14 protein-coding genes are annotated in these 18724 nt (G+C 38.2%); 9 read left to right on the forward strand and 5 right to left on the reverse strand.

Annotated features, from left to right (window positions below; genetic code table 11):
• Nucleotides 1-407: 407 nt before the first annotated feature.
• From AB3G38_RS05215 to AB3G38_RS05235, 5 genes are all read left to right on the forward strand, one after another.
• The gene (locus tag AB3G38_RS05215) at nucleotides 408-1637 is read left to right on the forward strand and encodes an aspartate aminotransferase family protein (RefSeq protein WP_367867440.1); all 1230 of its coding nucleotides are present in this window, start codon (nucleotides 408-410) and stop codon (nucleotides 1635-1637) included.
• A 1-nt stretch (nucleotide 1638) separates the two neighbouring features.
• Entirely contained in the window at nucleotides 1639-2661 is a 1023-nt protein-coding gene (locus AB3G38_RS05220) for a zinc-binding dehydrogenase (protein WP_367867441.1), read from the forward strand.
• An 18-nt stretch (nucleotides 2662-2679) separates the two neighbouring features.
• The gene (locus AB3G38_RS05225; RefSeq protein ID WP_367867442.1) at nucleotides 2680-3345 is read left to right on the forward strand and encodes an HAD family hydrolase; all 666 of its coding nucleotides are present in this window, start codon (nucleotides 2680-2682) and stop codon (nucleotides 3343-3345) included.
• Nucleotides 3346-3417: 72 nt separating this feature from the next.
• Nucleotides 3418-4563 carry an MFS transporter gene (locus tag AB3G38_RS05230; protein ID WP_367867443.1) on the forward strand — a complete coding sequence of 382 codons (1146 nt, stop codon included), beginning with the start codon at nucleotides 3418-3420 and terminating at the stop codon, nucleotides 4561-4563.
• Nucleotides 4564-4821: 258 nt separating this feature from the next.
• Entirely contained in the window at nucleotides 4822-7710 is a 2889-nt protein-coding gene (locus tag AB3G38_RS05235; protein ID WP_367867444.1) for a TonB-dependent receptor, read from the forward strand.
• A 348-nt stretch (nucleotides 7711-8058) separates the two neighbouring features.
• Here the strand turns inward: AB3G38_RS05235 and AB3G38_RS05240 are convergent, their stop codons facing one another.
• The 5 genes from AB3G38_RS05240 to AB3G38_RS05260 form a co-directional block, all read right to left on the reverse strand.
• Nucleotides 8059-9204 (reverse strand): tetratricopeptide repeat protein, encoded by a 1146-nt coding sequence (locus tag AB3G38_RS05240; RefSeq protein WP_367867445.1) that lies wholly within the window; start codon nucleotides 9202-9204, stop codon nucleotides 8059-8061.
• 89 nt (nucleotides 9205-9293) lie between these two features.
• The gene (locus AB3G38_RS05245) at nucleotides 9294-10394 is read right to left on the reverse strand and encodes a tetratricopeptide repeat protein (RefSeq protein ID WP_367867446.1); all 1101 of its coding nucleotides are present in this window, start codon (nucleotides 10392-10394) and stop codon (nucleotides 9294-9296) included.
• Nucleotides 10395-10498: 104 nt separating this feature from the next.
• Nucleotides 10499-13114, reverse strand: a complete 2616-nt coding sequence (gene gyrA / locus AB3G38_RS05250; protein WP_367867447.1) for a DNA gyrase subunit A — start codon at nucleotides 13112-13114, stop codon at nucleotides 10499-10501.
• A 98-nt stretch (nucleotides 13115-13212) separates the two neighbouring features.
• Nucleotides 13213-14106, reverse strand: a complete 894-nt coding sequence (hemF, locus tag AB3G38_RS05255; protein ID WP_367867448.1) for an oxygen-dependent coproporphyrinogen oxidase — start codon at nucleotides 14104-14106, stop codon at nucleotides 13213-13215.
• 144 nt (nucleotides 14107-14250) lie between these two features.
• A complete protein-coding gene (locus tag AB3G38_RS05260) occupies nucleotides 14251-14739 on the reverse strand; it encodes a fasciclin domain-containing protein (RefSeq protein WP_367868748.1) in 489 nt (162 codons plus the stop codon).
• A gap of 289 nt (nucleotides 14740-15028) precedes the next feature.
• Here AB3G38_RS05260 and AB3G38_RS05265 point away from each other — a divergent pair, with 289 nt between their 5' ends.
• From AB3G38_RS05265 to AB3G38_RS05280, 4 genes are all read left to right on the forward strand, one after another.
• Nucleotides 15029-15514 (forward strand): DUF4442 domain-containing protein, encoded by a 486-nt coding sequence (locus AB3G38_RS05265; RefSeq protein ID WP_367867449.1) that lies wholly within the window; start codon nucleotides 15029-15031, stop codon nucleotides 15512-15514.
• Nucleotides 15515-15541: 27 nt separating this feature from the next.
• On the forward strand, nucleotides 15542-16174 hold the full coding sequence (locus AB3G38_RS05270) for a helix-turn-helix domain-containing protein (RefSeq protein ID WP_367867450.1): 633 nt from the start codon (nucleotides 15542-15544) through the stop codon (nucleotides 16172-16174).
• 30 nt (nucleotides 16175-16204) lie between these two features.
• Complete coding sequence (locus AB3G38_RS05275; RefSeq protein WP_367867451.1) at nucleotides 16205-17569, forward strand: MATE family efflux transporter; 1365 nt, start codon at nucleotides 16205-16207, stop codon at nucleotides 17567-17569.
• A gap of 118 nt (nucleotides 17570-17687) precedes the next feature.
• The gene (locus AB3G38_RS05280) at nucleotides 17688-18605 is read left to right on the forward strand and encodes a cation diffusion facilitator family transporter (protein WP_367867452.1); all 918 of its coding nucleotides are present in this window, start codon (nucleotides 17688-17690) and stop codon (nucleotides 18603-18605) included.
• The last annotated feature ends 119 nt before the right edge of the window (nucleotides 18606-18724 follow it).

Here is an 18724-nt window from a genome sequence, read left to right on the forward strand (position 1 = left end):
AAGAGGAAGATTACAGAATTTTCCCGTTCAGGATATTTTAAAATTATAAAGTGTTAAAAATACACAACAATAGCTATCAAAAAACTGCTTTCATTATCAACAGACGCATATTAAATAAGTTTAAAGCCTTGTTTTATCGTATTAGCAATATTTCATTCACCACGTGAATAGATATGTTTCGTCAAATAAATTATGATCTTAAATTATAATTACGAAAGTTTATACACTAATTATTTAAAGCAATTGAACAAATATAAAACCTGAATGCAGTTATATCATATTCTTTTCCACATCAGAATCAGCAATCGGTTTTATTTTCTTTTAATGACTAAAGTTATCCCAATGTTAAATTAATAATTTCATAAATACCTTAATAGCAAATAAAAAAAACCAAATAAAATCAAACGATGGCAGACAACATTAAATTCATTAAGGGTGAAGGTATTCGCCTTTACACCCCAGAAAACGAAGAGTACATTGACGCTGTTTCCGGGACTTTTAATCTCTCACTGGGATATAGTCATCCGGAATTAGTAGATGCCTTAAAAAAACAAGTAGAAGACCTGATCCACGTATCATCATCTTTTACTGGTGAACTGGCGCAAGAAGTACTGGACAACATTCTTGATGAAGCTCCGGAACACATCACTGATGGCTGGATGCGTGACATTATCGGTTCTACAGCAAATGAAGGGGCAGTAAAAATTGCGAATAAATTCAATGGTAAGAGTGAGGTATTGAGCGTATCGCTATCACACCATGGGCAAACACTTTTCACAACTAATATCTCCGGAAATGCTTTCAGGAGAAAATCCTTCGCCAATACGATAACAACCAATAATGCTGTCATTCCAGCTCCATATTGTTACCGTTGTCCTTTTTCGGCAAAAGGGCCGGATTGCGGATACCTTTGCGCAGAAGCAATTCATGATTATGCGCAATATGGAAGTTCAGGAGGTGTATCCTGCATGATTATAGAGCCGATTCTGGGAAATGGCGGAAATATCATCCCACCAGATGGCTACTTCAAAAAAGTCAGAGAAATATGCGATGAACTGGATATCTCCCTTATTGCCGATGAAGTACAAACAGGGATAGGAAGAACAGGCCATATGTTTGCCAGCGAACATTATGATATTAAACCGGACATTATCACCCTTGCTAAAGGTTTAGGCGGTATCGGTATCCCGGCGGCAGCTATTCTTTATAAAAAAGAATATGCAGTACTTGAAAAATTTGAACATTCCTATACTTCAGGAGGGAACTTACTCTCTTTAACCGCTTCACAGAAAACAATGGAAGTAGTTTCCAGACCAGGTTTTCTGGAAAATGTACAGGTATCAGGAAAAATATTAGGTGATTTCTTATATAAATTAAAAGAAAATTACCCGGTTATAGGTGATGTGCGCGGTATCGGCTATATGTGGGGACTGGAAATCATAGATAAAGACGGTGCACCAGACGTTGATCTTGCGAATAAAATCGTTGACGTAGCCCTTACAGACCATAAAATGATTCTCAGAGGATCACGTTACGGATTTGGAAATGTGGTTAAAGTGCGCCCTGCATTAACCGCGACACAAGATGATATCGAAGAAATTTACTTCCGCTTAAACAAAATATTCAGTCAATTATAAAATGAAAGCAATCGTATATAACGGAGCCTGGGATATCCAGCTCAAAGAAAGAGAAGAACCAGTAATCACAGCAGCTGATGAAGTTATCGTCGAAATCAAAGCGACTGGTATTTGCGGAACAGACCTGAGTATTATTTCTGGTGAATACAATGCAAGTCCGCGGGTAATTATCGGTCATGAATCCGCAGGGATTATTGTAGCCAAAGGTAGCGGTGTCGAAACCTGCAGCGTAGGACAGCGCGTTATCATTGATCCAACCTTTTATTGCGGTTACTGCGAGAACTGCCGTAAAGGCCTTCGCAATCACTGTCTGTTGAAGTCAAGTACAGAGGCAGGTGTTTCTATCGATGGTACTTTTACCAAATATTTTAAAACTACCAAACAGTTTATTTATCCACTAAACGATAACATTCCTTTTGAGCAGGGCGCAATGTCCGAACCTCTCAGCTGCGTACTTACCGCCGTAAAAAAACTGGCAGTAACCCCTTATATGCGTACAGCAATTTTGGGTGGCGGGCCAATTGGTTTGCTGTTTTACATGGCATTAACCCAGCATGGTATACAAGAAGGTGTAGTTTACGAAGCTTCACGTGACCGGATTAAACTCATCGAAGAGAATAACGTGCTGTCTAAAAACTGGAAGATAGAGCCTTCGTTTATCCCGCAAAAGAATCAATATGATCTGATTATTGACACCACAGGTTCATTACTGGAAAAATCAATGCAATCCATAGCAGACGGGGGTAAAATCTGTATGATGGGCTTACGCAATAACCAGCAGACTATTAATGCAAGAGAAATCGCCGACCGCAGTATCTCAATTATAGGTTCTATCGATTCCATGGATACTTTCAGACATGCCGTAGACCTGATCAATAAAGGTAGTTTAGGTTTGGAAAAAATCATTACCAACGAATATGGTTTAGATGACTTCACATCGGCGATCAAAGATTTAGGTTGTGACATGGATACCAAAGTAAGAAGTAATCATATTTCCAGTCTTAAATCTGTAATCAGAATTTAACAACATTAAAAACTAACCATGAGATACATCATATTTGATATAGACGGAACATTGACAGACACTACTCAGGTAGATGATCATTGTTTTACACAAGCCTTAGAAGAAACTTTTGGTTTCCGTGGCTTTGAAACAGATTACGGGCATTATGAGAACACAACAGATTCTGGTATTATCCATCAGCTGTTTATGGAACGCGATCAGCGTACCTATACAGAAGCAGAAAGAGATCTTTTTATTCAGAATTTCTTAGTTTTATTGAAAGATGCACATACAGAACGTAATGAATGTATGAAAGAAATACCTAAAGCAGGTAGAATACTTCAGGCCTTATGCGCTCAGGAAGGCATTAGTGTTGGTCTGGCTACTGGTGGCTGGAGAGAGTCTGCTTTATTTAAATTGAGCTGTGCAGGGATTACCACAGCTGGTTGTGCTGCTGCCTCATTTGCACAAGACGCAAGAGCGAGACGTGACATTATAGGTAATACCATTTTGCAAATGAACAACTTACACCGGATAGATATGCCATTGTCAGAAATCATCTATGTAGGTGATGGCAAATGGGATTACCAGGCGACACAACAATTAGGTATACAATTTATAGGAATCGATAACAAAAAGTTAGAAGATCTTGCTGATATTGTAAAGATTGCAGATTACGACGAATTACAACTGCACCTGGTATAAAAAATAAAACTTAACATCAGGACAGGGCATTGGATTTTAATCCAATGCCCTGTCTTTAAACATAAATGATCTATGCCCTTATCTATTGATAAAAAACGTTCTCATCGTATTGCAACCAGTATCTTCTTTTTTATAGCCGGACTTACTTATTCCAGCTGGGCATGCCGCATTCATGATATTAAATCTTTCTATACTTTGAGTGATGGAGAGCTGGGAAGCGTGTTATTCGCATTACCAGTAGGTTTGATGATCAGCTTACCGATATCCGGATGGATGGTCACCAAATTCACAAGCCGGAAAGTATTGATTGCCGCAGGTTTGCTGTTTCCTTTCGTGTTATGTGTCATCGGATTGACTTCCCATATCTGGCAATTGGTTATAGTGCTGTTTTTCTTTGGATTTTTAAATAACGTGTTTGAAATCGCTATGAACACACAAGCTGTGGGAATAGAAGAGTTGTATAAAAGGTCAATTATGGCTTCTTTCCATGGATTATGGAGTTTGGCAGGCTTTACTGGTGTCGCTATCGGTACCTTGGCTATTGCTATGAAATGGCCTTTCTGGATGCATTTTGTATTGGTTGGCGCACTTTGCTGGATCCTGGTCTTTTATTCCTGGCGTTATTTATTACCAGAAGACGGGGCTTCAGAATCACAACCCTTATTTGCGAAGCCTGACAGTAACATTTTGAAGCTGGGCCTTATTGCTTTTGCCAGTCTGATTACTGAAGGTACTATGTTCGATTGGAGCGGTGTATATTTCAAAACAGTTGTTACAGTTCCCGAAGCCTTAACCACCATGGGATCTATCGCATTTATGGCAACAATGGCAGGTGGCCGTTTTGCAGCAGATAAATTTGTAACCCGGTTTGGAATCAGTAAAATCTTACAATGCAGCGGAATCATCAGCACAACGGGGCTATTACTGGCAGTGATGTTTCCAAATATCTACACCGCTACTCTAGGTTTTTTAATGGTAGGAATTGGTGTATCCTCTGTAGTACCCCTGGTATTAGCACTAGCCGGAAAGTCTAAGACTATGGCACCCGGAATGGCAATCGCAGCAGTCTCTACAGTTGGATTTTTAGGCTTTTTAATCGGCCCGCCAATGATAGGGTTTATTGCACAGGCAACGAACCTTCGCTGGTCATTCTTATTGATTGCCATACTTGGATTCGGAACGACATTATTAGCTTCTCAGATTAAAAAAATGATTTAAAACAACTCACACAACACACTGTAAATCAACTACTAAAATAAACCATACACATCTTTTAAGGGCTTTAAACGACAACCTCTATGAATTCATCCTCAATAGGAAAGGGGAGAGCTACAGCCCTTATTTTGGTTCTGAAATTAACGTCTACTGCAAAAATTAATGGTTTTACCCACCCGAATAATTGCGACTTAAACGTTGTAAATTTTCATTTAATTACATTAAATTTAAGTAAGTGTAAACCAAATAATAAATTAACGTATGATGAGAAGATTTACAAAACCAGTATTCTTGCTTTTAATGCTCTGTATCACAGTAATCTGTGTTCAGGCACAAAGCATTATAATCAGCGGATCAGTAACTGATAAGCTCAGCAAAGAACCTGTCCCTGGTGCAGGCATTACCGTTAAAGGAAAAACAGTTGGTACGACTACAAATCAGAGCGGGAAATATGCATTCACTACCACACAAAAAGCACCTTTTATTCTGGTCATTTCTTTTCTTGGTTATACCTCCGTTGAAAAATTGATTACCGGAAATACAGCTGATCTGAATATAGAATTGGAACAAGAAGGTATTCTTGGACAAGAGGTCGTTATTTCAGCCTCCAGAACTCCTGAAAGAATATTAGAATCTCCAGTGTCTATAGAAAGGATGGGAAGTAGTACAATCAAAGAACAAGCCGCTCCATCTTTTTACGATGCGCTGAATAATATGAAGGGAGTTGAAGTGAGTACACAGAGTTTAACTTTCAAATCGATCAACACCAGAGGCTTTAATTCAAATGGAAATACCCGGTTCAACCAATTTGTCGACGGGATGGATAACCAGGCTCCAGGGCTTAATTTTGCAGTAGGTAATATCGTTGGGATTAATGATCTGGATGTCGACAATGTAGAATTGTTGCCTGGTGCATCATCAGCGCTTTATGGTGCGGGTGGAATTAATGGTACAATGCTGATGACTTCCAAAAGCCCGTTTGATTATCAGGGGCCAAGTTTTCAATTTAAGACAGGGATTAATCATGTCAACGATAACAATACTGATGTACAACCCTACAATCAGCTGGACGTCCGCCTTGCGAAAGCCTGGAATAATAAATTTGCTGTTAAAGGAACTTTCTCTTTTCTGCAGGCACAAGACTGGCAGGCAGATAATTTCTCCAACTTCGACCGCGCCTCCAGGACCGGAAAAGATGGTAACAGAAGCTCAGATCCTAATTATGACGGGATCAATGTATATGGTGACGAGGTAAGTCAGAACATGCGTAATGTAGCACAGTCTGTACTGAATGCCGGGACTTCTGGTTTTGTTCAGGGTGCGCTTGGTTTGCCAGCTCCGCCAACTGCCGCACAAATTGATGCGTTCAAATCAAATCCTGCAGGATTAAATGCATTAAATGGCTTTTTAAGAACGAATGCGACCATGAGACCATTTTACGCAGGCTTAAATACACCGGGTTTATTACCTGATCAAAATGTATCCAGAACGGGTTATGAGGAGAGTTCACTGGTAGATTATAAGACACAATCAATTAAAATTTCTGGTTCGGCGAATTACCGTTTCAGTAAGACTGTAGAAGCTATTGCACAGGTTTACTGGGGTAGCGGTACCTCTGTTTACACAGGGTCGGATCGTTATTCTTTGCGGAATTTTAGTATCGGGCAGTATAAACTGGAATTAAAAGGACAAGATTTTTTTGTCAGGGGTTATACCACACAAGAACGCTCCGGTGATTCTTATATCGCTTCAATTCTGGGAAGTTATATCAATGAAACTTCTAAAAAATCGACAGACTGGTTTCCACAGTATGTAGGAAATTATATTGGTGCGAAGTCTCAGGGAGCTACAGATGCAGCAGCTTATGCGGCAGCAAGAGCAGCAGCCGATCAGGGCAGGTTTGTTCCGGGTTCCAGAGAATTTGGAATGGCTAAAGAACAAATCCTGAATACAACGATTGCAGGTACTGATTTTAAAAAAGGAATTTACGGAGCGAAGTTTAATGATCAAACTAATTTATATCATTACGAAGGAATGTATAATTTCAGCAATCTGTTCAATAACGTTGTTGAATTTCAACTAGGTGCATCTTACCGGTTGTATCAGTTAAGATCTAACGGAACGATTTTTAATGATTTGACTGATGAGATTAATATCAAAGAATACGGCAGTTTTGCTCAATTAGGCAAGAAGTTTTTTGAGGATAAACTTAAATTGACAGTTTCCGGCCGTTATGATAAAAGCAGCAACTTTGATGGTCGCTTTACGCCAAGAGTAACGGGCGTATATACCGTAGCAAAAAACAACAATATCCGGGTTTCCTACCAGACCGGATACCGAAATCCGACTACGCAGAACCAGTATATTGATTTATCGGTAGGTGGTGGCTCACAAAGGCTGATTGGTGGAATCCCTGAAATTCTGAATAAATACAGCTTATTTACAAATCAGGCATTCACAGATGTTAGTTATAGAGCTTTTCTGGCCGCTGCTGCTGCTGGAAAACCAGATCCGACTTTATTAAAAGGGTACAGTTTTAATGCGAAAGGGGTGAGGCCAGAAAGTGTTCAGGCTTTTGAAGTAGGTTATAAAGGCTTATTAGGGCCTAAATTCCTGATCGATGCTTATGCTTATTACAATATTTATAAGAATTTTATTACTGCGGTCGATGTTTATCAGAGAAATACGGATGGATCTGGCTTTACAAAGTTCGGTGTTCCGGTAAATGCCACAGGCAAAGTAACTTCTTATGGCGCGGCACTGGGAATTGACTATTTACTAGCTAATTATAACCTGAGCGGTAATATATCGTATAATAACATTAGAGATATTCCAGCTAATTACATCAATGATTTTAATACGCCAAAAATCCGTTATAACCTGGGGATAGCTAAAAAAGAACTGATTAAAAATGTCGGTTTTAATGTAAATTACCGCTGGCAGGGCAAGTTTTACTGGAATTCTTCTTTTGCTTCCGGCAATGTGCCTGCATTTGCTTCGCTTGACGCGCAGGTTAATTTGAAAATCCCGTCAGTGAATTCCATGATTAAAATTGGCGGGTCTAATGTGCTGAATAAATACAATTTCACTTCTTACGGGAATCCGGCAGTTGGCGCAATTTATTACGTAGCTTATGCATTTAATCCTTAACAAGAACTCATTATATCGCCAGAAATTAATATTTTAGGCGATATAATATTATAATACCTATGAACTTAGTTATCCAGAATCTGCAGAATTTATTTATTACATCTTTAGAAAAAATCCTTAAAGACCTTGACGAGGCTGATATTGATCAGATTTTAGTAAATGCGTATATTATTCCTTTTTATATTATTGTTACATAATTAACATTATGTTAAGTACGTTTTTTATTAGACGTCCCGCGTATGAAAAATAATTCCTGATTCTGGAATAACTGCAAACGCAAAAAGCATCAGAAAATGAAATCCTTGCGAATCCTCTTCTGATGCTTTTTATATTTTTAAATCTATCCTGCTAAAACTCTTCCAACTGAGCCTTCAATTCCTGGGCCCTGTCAAATCTGTTTTTACGCGTATAAATATCAATTAATAAATTAATAGTCGGTTTATCCTTTTTATTCACTTGATGCGCCTGTGATAAAATGATCTCAGCACGGTTAAGATTAGAAGTAAATGCAAGAATATCTTTTTTAGGAGCAGCTAATGCATCATTGCTCAGGTTAAGATAAACCAAACCTAACTGATATAACGCATCAAAATAATTGCGGTCTATTTCCAAAGCTTTATTGTAAGCTAATTCGGCAGTCCCCATATTTGTATTTTTCTGATGCAGATAACCATATAAATAATACAATAACTTACTTCTGGTATCTACCTTTAAAGTATTTTCAATCACCTGTCTAGCTTCAGTATACTTTTCAGTATCCAGCAATAAGTTGATATAATCATTGTTTAATAAATCATTATAAGGATTGTAGATCAGTCCCTCCTGCAGTGTTTTTAAAGCAAGGTCATTATCCAGCTTACGTTTATAAATATCGGCCATACGCTGAAATACTACCGCATTCATAATTCCATTATCTTTAGCGCGTTTGTAATAAGCCAAAGCTTCATCCTCATTTTTAACGCCTTCTGCACTTAAAGCAGCATTTACAGCCAAAATTGTATCCTTAGGGAAGAAATCACTTACCTCTTTCAAATATTTATAGGCAGCACTAAAATCCTTCGCCTGATAAGCAGACTTTCCTTTTTGCTGTTTCTTGATATTTACATTATAACTTGATGCTTTGATCAAACCAGAGTTATCCTCAAACTTATCAAACCTATTAGCAGAATCAATTGCATTGATAGCCAGATCAAAATATTTATCGGAATTATCCTGACTTGGATCAGTAATGGCGATATAAGAACTCAGGTAAGATTTTAGTGCCCAGGTTTCAGGCCATTTCTTTGTTTCCCTATCCTTCTCAGCAGCTTCTGCTGCTTTGATCCCCTCTCCTAATATAGCCAACTGTGTTTTTTGATCCTGTTTGTTTGCAATCGCCGCCTGGAGCTTTCCTACACTATTTCTGGCAATATAGAGTTGGGTCTTTTGGGAAAACGCTGAAGTGGAACTCACCATTAAAATAGTAACTGCAAATAAATATCGTTTCTTCATCATATGCTTCATTAGGCTTAGCTACAAATTTATACAAAAAAAAAGAGGGATAAAATTTATCCCTCTTTTAATATCACATTTATGATCAATAATTATTTTTTTGGTGCAGCAGCTGGCGTACCATTTTGCGCATCTAATAATTTTTTAGTAGCCTCATAGTTTACTTTGTCATCTTTAAAAGCATAAATAACTTTTAAGTTTTCTAAAGCAGAAACCATCTTAGGATCTAATTCATAAGCTTTTTTGTAGTAAGGTAATGCCTGATCGATGAAACCTTTCATCTTAACAGTTACTTCATCAAATTCCTTTTTCTTTTTAGGATCGATTTTGTTTCTTTTTCCTTGTAAATCTAAAGCTTGTTTGTAGTAAGTATCGCCCATAGCATACTGGTATGAAGCGTTTTTACCATCTTTAGCAATTAACTTAGCCAATGATTCCTGAGCTTTTGCAACATTACCCTGTTTGATATAAAGGTCAGTCTGCATACCAGAGAAATAAGGGTTCTCAGGATATTTAGCTAAAGCAGCTTCTAATAAAGCAGTACCAGCAACTGTATCCTTTACCTGACTAAATTCAGTAGAAATGATTTCACTGTACAAAGATTCTGAATCTTTAGATCCTAAATCAATTGCTTTTTTGAAATTTTTAACCATTTCAGGATAATCATTAATTTGTTTAGCAGTCACACCTGCATTTACAAATGTTGAGGTATCCTGAGGATTTTTAACCGTTAATTCATTGAAAAACTGAAGTGCCGATTTGAAATCTTTTTTATTGTAGGCAAAAATAGCTCTGTTTCTTAAAGCATTAGACAAAGTTTGTTCAGCTTCTTTAATATTTTCTTTCTCACCACCTTTTGTATCTAACTCTTTAGCTTTTGCGATGGCCTCTTCAGCAATTTTATCCTTAGCAATTGCATTTGCAATATTTAAAGAATCTACAAATGAAATTCTTGAAGCAAATAATGCTCTGTAAGACCATGCCTCAGGCATAACTTTAGACTTTTCGTTTGCAATAGCATTGTCAGTAGTCTTTAATCCATCTTCAAGAGATTTCAAGGTCTCATCTAAAGTCTTAGCACCAGGTAAACTCGCTAATCCCCAGGCATTTTTAGCTTTGGAAACTTCACTCTTCTGAGCATTTGCATAGGTGGCAGCACCTATTAAAAGTATACTTAAAACTACTTTTTTCATATTGTAAATTGGTTTTAATGAACATAAACCCTGGAGCTTAAAAGGATAAAAATATCCGTTACTACTACAGGGTTTATTGGGTCTGTTTTTAATTTAATTTATACTTAGTTTTCTTCTGTTTCATCAGTATCATCTGCTTCACCTTCTTCATCAGACTCTTCTTCCTCTTCTTCAGTTTCAGCTTCCTCAGTACCCCCCTCTTCAGGCAATACATCAGCAGGATCTACTAACAACAGCTCTCCGTTAACTTCTTCTTCAGGATCATCCTCATGTTCGATTTTCGCAACAGATGCAATAGAGTCATTTCCTTTTAAGTTGATCAGACGAACACCTTGTGTTGCTCTTCCGATAACTCTGAGCTGACTTAATACAATTCTGATAACGATACCCGATTTATTGATAATCATTAAATCATCAGCATCAGTAACCGCTTTAATAGCGATCAAATCACCTGTTTTCTCCGTAATAGTAATTGTTTTTACACCTTTACCACCACGATTAGTAACGCGGTAATCCTCTACATTAGTACGTTTACCGTAACCTTTTTCAGAAACTACCATTACCGTTGCTGATGGATCATCTACAGCAATCATGCCAACAACTTCATCAGCAGCATGACCTAAAGTAACACCTCTTACTCCGGTAGCTGTTCTGCCCATAGGTCTTACGGTCGCTTCATTGAACCTGATTGCACGTCCGGAACGCAATGCCATGATGATTTCGCTTGATCCGCTCGTTAAACTAGCTTCCAGTAACTGATCACCTTCATTGATATTAATTGCATTAATACCATTTACCCTCGGTCTTGAATAAGCTTCCAGAGAAGTTTTCTTAATCGTTCCCTTTTTGGTACACATGATAATATAATTGTTCTCCAGATATTCCTGATCTTTCAAATTCTTAACCTTAATATAGGCCTTGATTTTCTCTTCCTTAGGAATATTGATAATGTTCTGGATTGCTCTTCCTTTACTTAGTCTTGAACCTTCAGGAATTTCATATACCCTTAACCAGAAACAACGTCCCGTCTCGGTAAAGAATAACATATAGTTGTGGTTAGAAGCAATCAGTAAATGCTCAATGAAATCTTCATTTCTTGAATCACTTCCTTTAGAACCTTTCCCTCCTCTTGCCTGTGTGCGGTATTCCGTTGCAGGCGTACGTTTAATATAACCTTCATGAGAGATTGTGATCACTACTTCTTCATCTTCGATAAAGTCTTCCATGCTCATATCTTCAGCAGAGTGAACGATAGTAGTTCTACGCTCATCGCCGTATTTCTCCATCATTTCAGCTAACTCATCCTTGATAATCTGCATTCTAAGACTTTCATCAGCTAAGATAGATTGCAAGTATTCAATCGTTTTCATCAACTCATTAAACTCTTCTTTGATCTTATCTCTTTCCAGTCCTGTTAAACGACGTAAAGTCATATCCAGAATAGCTCTCGCCTGGATATCACTTAAGCCAAACTGCTCCATTAAGCCTGTTCTTGCTTCTTCAGGAGTATTTGACGCTCTGATTAACTTAATTACTTCATCCAGGTGATCCAAAGCAATTAATAAACCTTCAAGAATGTGTGCACGTTTCTGCGCTTCATCCAGTTCAAACTTAGTACGGCGTACAATTACATCATGTCTGTGATCCACAAAGTGTCTGATCAGATCTTTCAGATTTAACATCTGAGGTCTGCCATTCACTAAAGCGATGTTATTTACACTGAATGAAGTTTGTAATGCAGTTTGTTTGAAAAGATTATTCAATACAATCGAAGCATTCGCATCACGTTTAATTTCATAAACGATACGGATACCATCCTTGTTTGATTCATCCTTAATATTAGAAATACCTTCCAGTTTTTTCTCTCCGACTAATTCAGCAGTACGCTCAATCATCATCGCTTTGTTAACCTGGTAAGGAATTTCAGTAACGATAATCGTTTCGCGGTCTTTAACCATTTCGATCTCAGCTTTGGCGCGCATTACAATACGTCCTCTACCAGTTTCAAAAGCGTCTGAAACGCCATTATATCCGTAAATTATTGCTCCGGTAGGAAAATCCGGGCCTTTTACGAATTTCATTAACTCAGGAACAGTAATTTCTGTATTTTCAATGTAAGCAATAGTCGCGTTGATGACTTCCGTAATATTGTGAGGAGGCATATTTGTTGCCATACCTACTGCAATACCCGAAGAACCATTAATTAAAAGGTTCGGAACTTTTGCCGGAAGCACTGTTGGCTCTTTTAAAGAGTCATCAAAGTTCAACTGAAAATCTACAGTATCTTTATTGATATCCGCAAGCATATCTTCAGCGATTTTCTGGAATCTCGCTTCCGTATAACGCATTGCTGCCGGAGAGTCACCATCAATCGAACCATAGTTACCCTGACCTTCTACCAGTAAATAACGTAAGCTCCAGGGCTGTGCCATACGAACCATAGTCATATATACTGATGAATCACCATGCGGGTGATACTTACCCAGTACTTCTCCTACAATACGGGCTGATTTCTTGTAAGGCCTGTTATTCGCCAAACCAAGATCAAGCATCCCGTAAAGTACACGACGGTGTACAGGTTTTAACCCATCGCGTACATCAGGTAACGCCCTTGATACAATAACAGACATCGAATAATCGATGTAGGCAGACTTCATCTGCTCGTCAATATCAATTTTTATTATTTTGTCGTTTTCCTGATTTTCTAAATCTTCTGCCATAAAATATTGATGTTCGTTAAAAACGATTTAAATAAGGTAATGTTATAACCTTGCGAATTTAAGAAAATATTGCTGTTTAAGCGCATTATGGAAAAAAATTACGTCCAGTCTATACCTTTTATTAACTTGGTCAGAGTTGCAGCCTCTGGGCTGTTTTCTGTAGTCTGGTGATTATATATCCACTTTGCCATTGGTGGTAAGCTCATTAAGATAGATTCTATCCTTCCGTTTGTCTCCAAACCGAACTTTGTACCCGAATCATAAACTAAATTAAATTCTGCATAACGGCTTCTTCTTACATACTGCCATTCCTGCTGTGCTGCTGTAAATTCAGTATTTCTGTTCCGTTCAATCAGTTCAGTATAAGCCGGAATGAATGAATTGCCGACACCCAGGGAGAAATTAAACAGTTGATCCCAATCCAGCCCGGTATTTTCGGGTTTCAGCCTGTCGTAGAATATTCCGCCTACACCACGCATTTCATTGCGGTGTTTAATGAAAAAATAATCATCTGCTTGTTTTTTGAATTTAGGATAAAACGAAGCATCAAATTCATCACAGGTTTGTTTCAGCAGCTGATGAAAAAAGCGTACATCCTCATCAATTACATAATGTGGTGTTAAATCAATACCGCCACCAAACCACCTTGTTTGTTCATCCATTTCGAAATAACGGATATTCATATGTATAATAGGTACAAATGGATTCGAAGGATGAATAACAATAGAAACTCCGGTAGCGAAGAACTCATCATTTTCTACCTTGAAAGCTTTTTTGACCGCTTCTGGTAATTTACCATATACAGCAGAAAAATTAACTCCCCCTTTTTCAATTACATTTCCATTCTGAAAAATACGCGTGCGGCCACCGCCCCCGCCCTCTCTGGTCCAGATTTCTTCTTCGAACTGCCCTGCGCCATCGGCTGAAGCCAAAGCCTGGCAAATCTCATCCTGGATCTTCTGGTATGCTTCTACAACTTTATCTTTTAACATAGTTCCGTGAATATATGAGGCCAAAGTTAGATTTTAATATACATTAGTACAAACGTACTATATAATACAATTGTATTACGCAAAAAAGGCTTTGCCGATCAAACAGCAAAGCCTCTAAAAAAATTAACTACCTATTTTATTAAACTATTTTTTCGGCATTAATACCGCATCAATAACATGCGTCACTCCATTACTTGAAACTGCGTCTGTAATAGTGATTTTTGCATCATTCACATACCACTGACCATCTTTTTTACTAAACTTAATTTTTTGTCCCTGAACAGTAGTCAGTTCTAAACCATCTTTTAAATCAGCAGCTTTATAATTTCCTGCAACTACGTGATAAGTTAAAACACCAGCCAGATCTTTTTTCATTTCTGGTTTAAGCAACTTCGCTACTGTACCAGCTGGTAATTTATCAAAAGCTTCATTGGTAGGTGCAAATACAGTAAAAGGACCTTTTCCACTTAACGTTTCTGCTAATCCAGCCGCTTTAACAGCAGCAACCAATGTGGTATGGTCTTTAGATTCAACAGCATTTTCTACAATATTTTTTGTTGGTACCATTAAGGCTCCACCCACCATAACACCTTCCTGAGTGTGCATTTTTGAAGTATCAGCCATGCTTGACATTTTACTGCTGGTATCCGCCATTTTAGACGTTGATGTATCTGTAGCAGCATTAGGTTTTGATGAATTGCAAGCTGAAGCTAAAGAAAGAAATGCAAGAGCCATTGCAACCGTAAAAATTTGCTTTTTCATAAAGTTTAATTTTGTTTTATTCGTTTTGTAACAGGATATACGGGATCAAAAGCCAGCCGGTTTTTTTAAAGCAGATTATTCTCTGAGAACTGTAAAATTTATTATATTAATCTTTACAGTTTCTACAAGATGCCAATAATCTTTCTGATATTTAAAGCTCATGATAGTATCAGAAAGAACACTTAAATGGGGATTGTGTTTTTACCCCCCACTGCTATTCCAGCGTATTTGGGTTAAGAAATTCCATAAAGGGTTCAGGGGAGCTGATGTTAAAATCTATAAAAGCCTTTTCAATAAAAACTATAACGGTTCCATATTTGGCGGAACTATTTATGCTGCTACAGACCCGTTTTATGCGTTATTATTCGATCAGCTTTTACAGCGCGAAGGATTTAAAGTGAGAGTATGGCTCAAAAGCGCAAGTATACAATATTTGAAACCAGGGAGATCAGCCCTGTTTTTCACTATAATTATTACCGATGAGATGCTGAACGAAGCCGTTGAAGCGTTAAATACCCGTGGAAAGTTTGTTAAAGCATATCCCATGGAAATTAAAAACAGCGATGGCGAAGTTTGCGCCACAGTGATGAACGAGGTATATGTTAGAAACCTGCACAGCGGTGAAAATGGCCCTGTAGCTTATTAAATAGAATGTCCGTTAAAACCTCTGAAAATGAATATCAGGAAACTTATTTTGCAAGGAGAAGGAACTACACTGGATTTTAAAAAGACGATTAATAATTATGAAAAGATTGCAAAAAGCCTGGTGGCCTTTGCAAATAATAAAGGCGGACAACTCTTAATAGGTGTGGCTGATGACGGCACGATCAAAGGCGTTAAGTCTGAAGAAGAAGAAAAATACATGATTACCAAATCCGCACATCAGTTCTGCAAGCCAGCAATTGAACCGGAATTTGAAGAAATATACATTGATAGTAAACTTGTACTGGTTGCTAAAATTCCACAAAGCGATACCAAACCACACTATGCGCTCGACGAGAACAAAAAATGGTGGGTTTATTTCCGGGTTAATGATAAGAGTATCCTGGCCAGCAAGATCATTGTTGATGTCCTGAAAAAAGAAAACACCCATAGCGGGCAGCTGATAACCTATACTGAACAGGAACAAAAACTATTAAAGTATCTTGATCAGGAAGGGCGTATTACCTTAAAACAATTTAGTAAACTCACTAAAATCCCTAACCATAAAGCCCAGAGAATACTGGTCAGTTTCATTCTTGCTGACCTGATCCAGCCCCATTCTTCCGAAAAAGAAGAATATTTTACCATGACAACGCCGAAATAGCCGTACCTTTGCGGGTTCAATTCAATCGTTATGTTCAGTTCCTTTTACGCAAAATACAAGCCTTATTATTCAGATAACCTCAAACTGGCAATGCCTATTGTAGTGTCCCAGCTGGGTCATACCCTTGTGCACCTTGCTGATAGTGTGATCGTAGGCCATTTTGCAGGAACAATCCAATTGGCAGCAGTTTCCCTGGTGAATAGTCTGTTTATGCTGATCCTTGTAGTAGGAATGGGTATTTCTTATGGATTAACCCCACTTATCGCACAGGAAAACGGACGTAAAAATTATAAAGAATGCGGAAGTTTATTATCAAACAGCTTATTGATTAATATCATGATAGGAATTTTCCTGTACCTTTTGGTACACTTCGGAACCCTGTTGGTGATTGATAACCTCGGACAATCTCCTGAAGTTGTTGCCTATGCAAAACCTTACCTTGGATACCTGAGTTTTTCCATCATTCCGCTAATGATATTTCAGACTTTCAAGCAATTTGCCGAAGGATTGGGTTTTACTAAGCAGGCTATGTTTATTTCTATCTGGGGAAATATCATCAATGTGATCCTGGGAATAATCCTGGTGAAAGGAATGTTCGGTATTGCCCCTATGGGCGTTAAAGGTGTTGGGATCTCTACCCTGGTCGACAGGATCTTAATGGCTACTGTAATGTGCATTTATGTCTTTAACTCTAAGAACTTCAAAATATACCTGCAAAACTTTAAACTAACGCTGATTGATCAGATCAGAAGTATCAAAATCTTAAAAATCGGTGCTCCGGTTGCCCTGCAATACTCTTTTGAGATCAGCGCATTCAGTGGTGCGGCTATTTTAATTGGTACCATTGGCGCTGTAGAACAAGCAGCTCACCAGGTAGCGATTAACCTGGCTGCTGTAACTTATATGCTGGCCAGTGGAATTGCATCAGCAGCGACCATTAAAACAGGTAATAACCTGGGTAAAAAGAACTTCTTTGATTTAAGAAGATCAGCTATAGCAAGTTATCATACAGTTGCTGTATTTATGAGTATTACCGCTATAGCTTTTGTTTGCGCCAATCATATTTTACCTTATATCTATACAGAAGATACCGCTGTAATTCAGATCGCAGCCCAGTTGTTGATTATTGCTGGTTTCTTCCAGTTATTTGATGGTACACAGGTAGTTGGACTGGGAGTTTTACGAGGTTTGGGCGATGTAAATATCCCAACTGTGATCACTTTTGTTGCTTACTGGATCATTGGTATCCCGCTGGGTTACTTTTTAGGTATCACGTTAAAAATGGGTGTAAACGGAATCTGGTACGGTCTGACTTTTGGCCTGCTTACCGCTTCTGTAATGCTGTTTTTCAGGTTCCAGCAAAAAACCAGGATGCTGATTCCTGTCACTGCATAAAAAAGGCGGATCAATAATAGAAATACACTAAACAGTTTTAAAACATTTTACCATTAATTGATGTACACTAAAGGTTAAAGTCTTTTTAACATCTTATTTTCTTGCGTATTTTACACCTATGTCTAATCAAAAAGCATCCATTTATAGCGCACTGGCAGCGAACCTGCTTATTGCCATTACCAAGTTTATAGCAGGCGCATTCAGCAATAGTGCATCTATGATTTCAGAAGGAATTCACTCCCTCGTTGATACTGTTAACCAGCTTTTACTGCTTTTCGGATTAAAAAGAAGTAAGAAGCCAGCAGATGCCCTGCGCCCTTTCGGTTACGGGAAAGAGCTCTATTTCTATTCCTTTATTGTTTCTATCCTGATTTTCGGTTTAGGTGGAGGGATCTCTATTTACCAGGGAATTATCCATATCTCAAATCCGGAACCACTTGGAGATCCAACCTGGAATTATGTAGTACTGGCTTTATGTGTAGTTTTTGAAGGTACATCTTTAGTCATTGCTGCTAAAGCTTTCAATAAAGTGAGAGGTCAGGAAACCTGGTGGAATGCAATTGTAAAAAGTAAAGATCCTTCCAGCTTCTTAGTACTTTTTGAAGACGGTGCTGCTGTTTTGGGATTAATCACGGTCATGATCTGTATGGTACTTAACCATTGGCTTGATCTACCGGAACTGGATGGCGTAGCCTCTTTACTCGTGGGGCTGTTATTGGTTGGAGTTTCCTTAATCCTGGCCAGGGAAAGCCGGAGCTTATTAATGGGCGAAGGAATCTCTGCGATGTCGAAACAGAAAATTGTGGAAATTACAGAGAAAGTTCCGGGAATCGTCAAAGTTCTGACTGTTGTATCCACTTATCAGTCACCAGATGAAGTATTATTGATGCTGATCGCAACTTTCAAAGAAGATTTGAATACCCATCAAATCAATGAAGCTATTAATATCATCCAGGCTGGTATCAAAAAGGAATTCCCGCTCGTCCGTTATATTATTATACAACCCGAAGAATTTACCAAACAATTTAAGTTTTAAGAATTGGCTGTTTATTCCTGAAATAGCTGTACAATCCGGCAGGGTTTTGCAGGGGTTGTGGCTAGATTGTGGTATACATTGAAGTAGGGTTAAAGTAGTATCCACTACATGACACCTGG

Source organism: Pedobacter sp. WC2423 (genome assembly GCF_040822065.1).
Classification (GTDB): Bacteria; Bacteroidota; Bacteroidia; order Sphingobacteriales; family Sphingobacteriaceae; genus Pedobacter.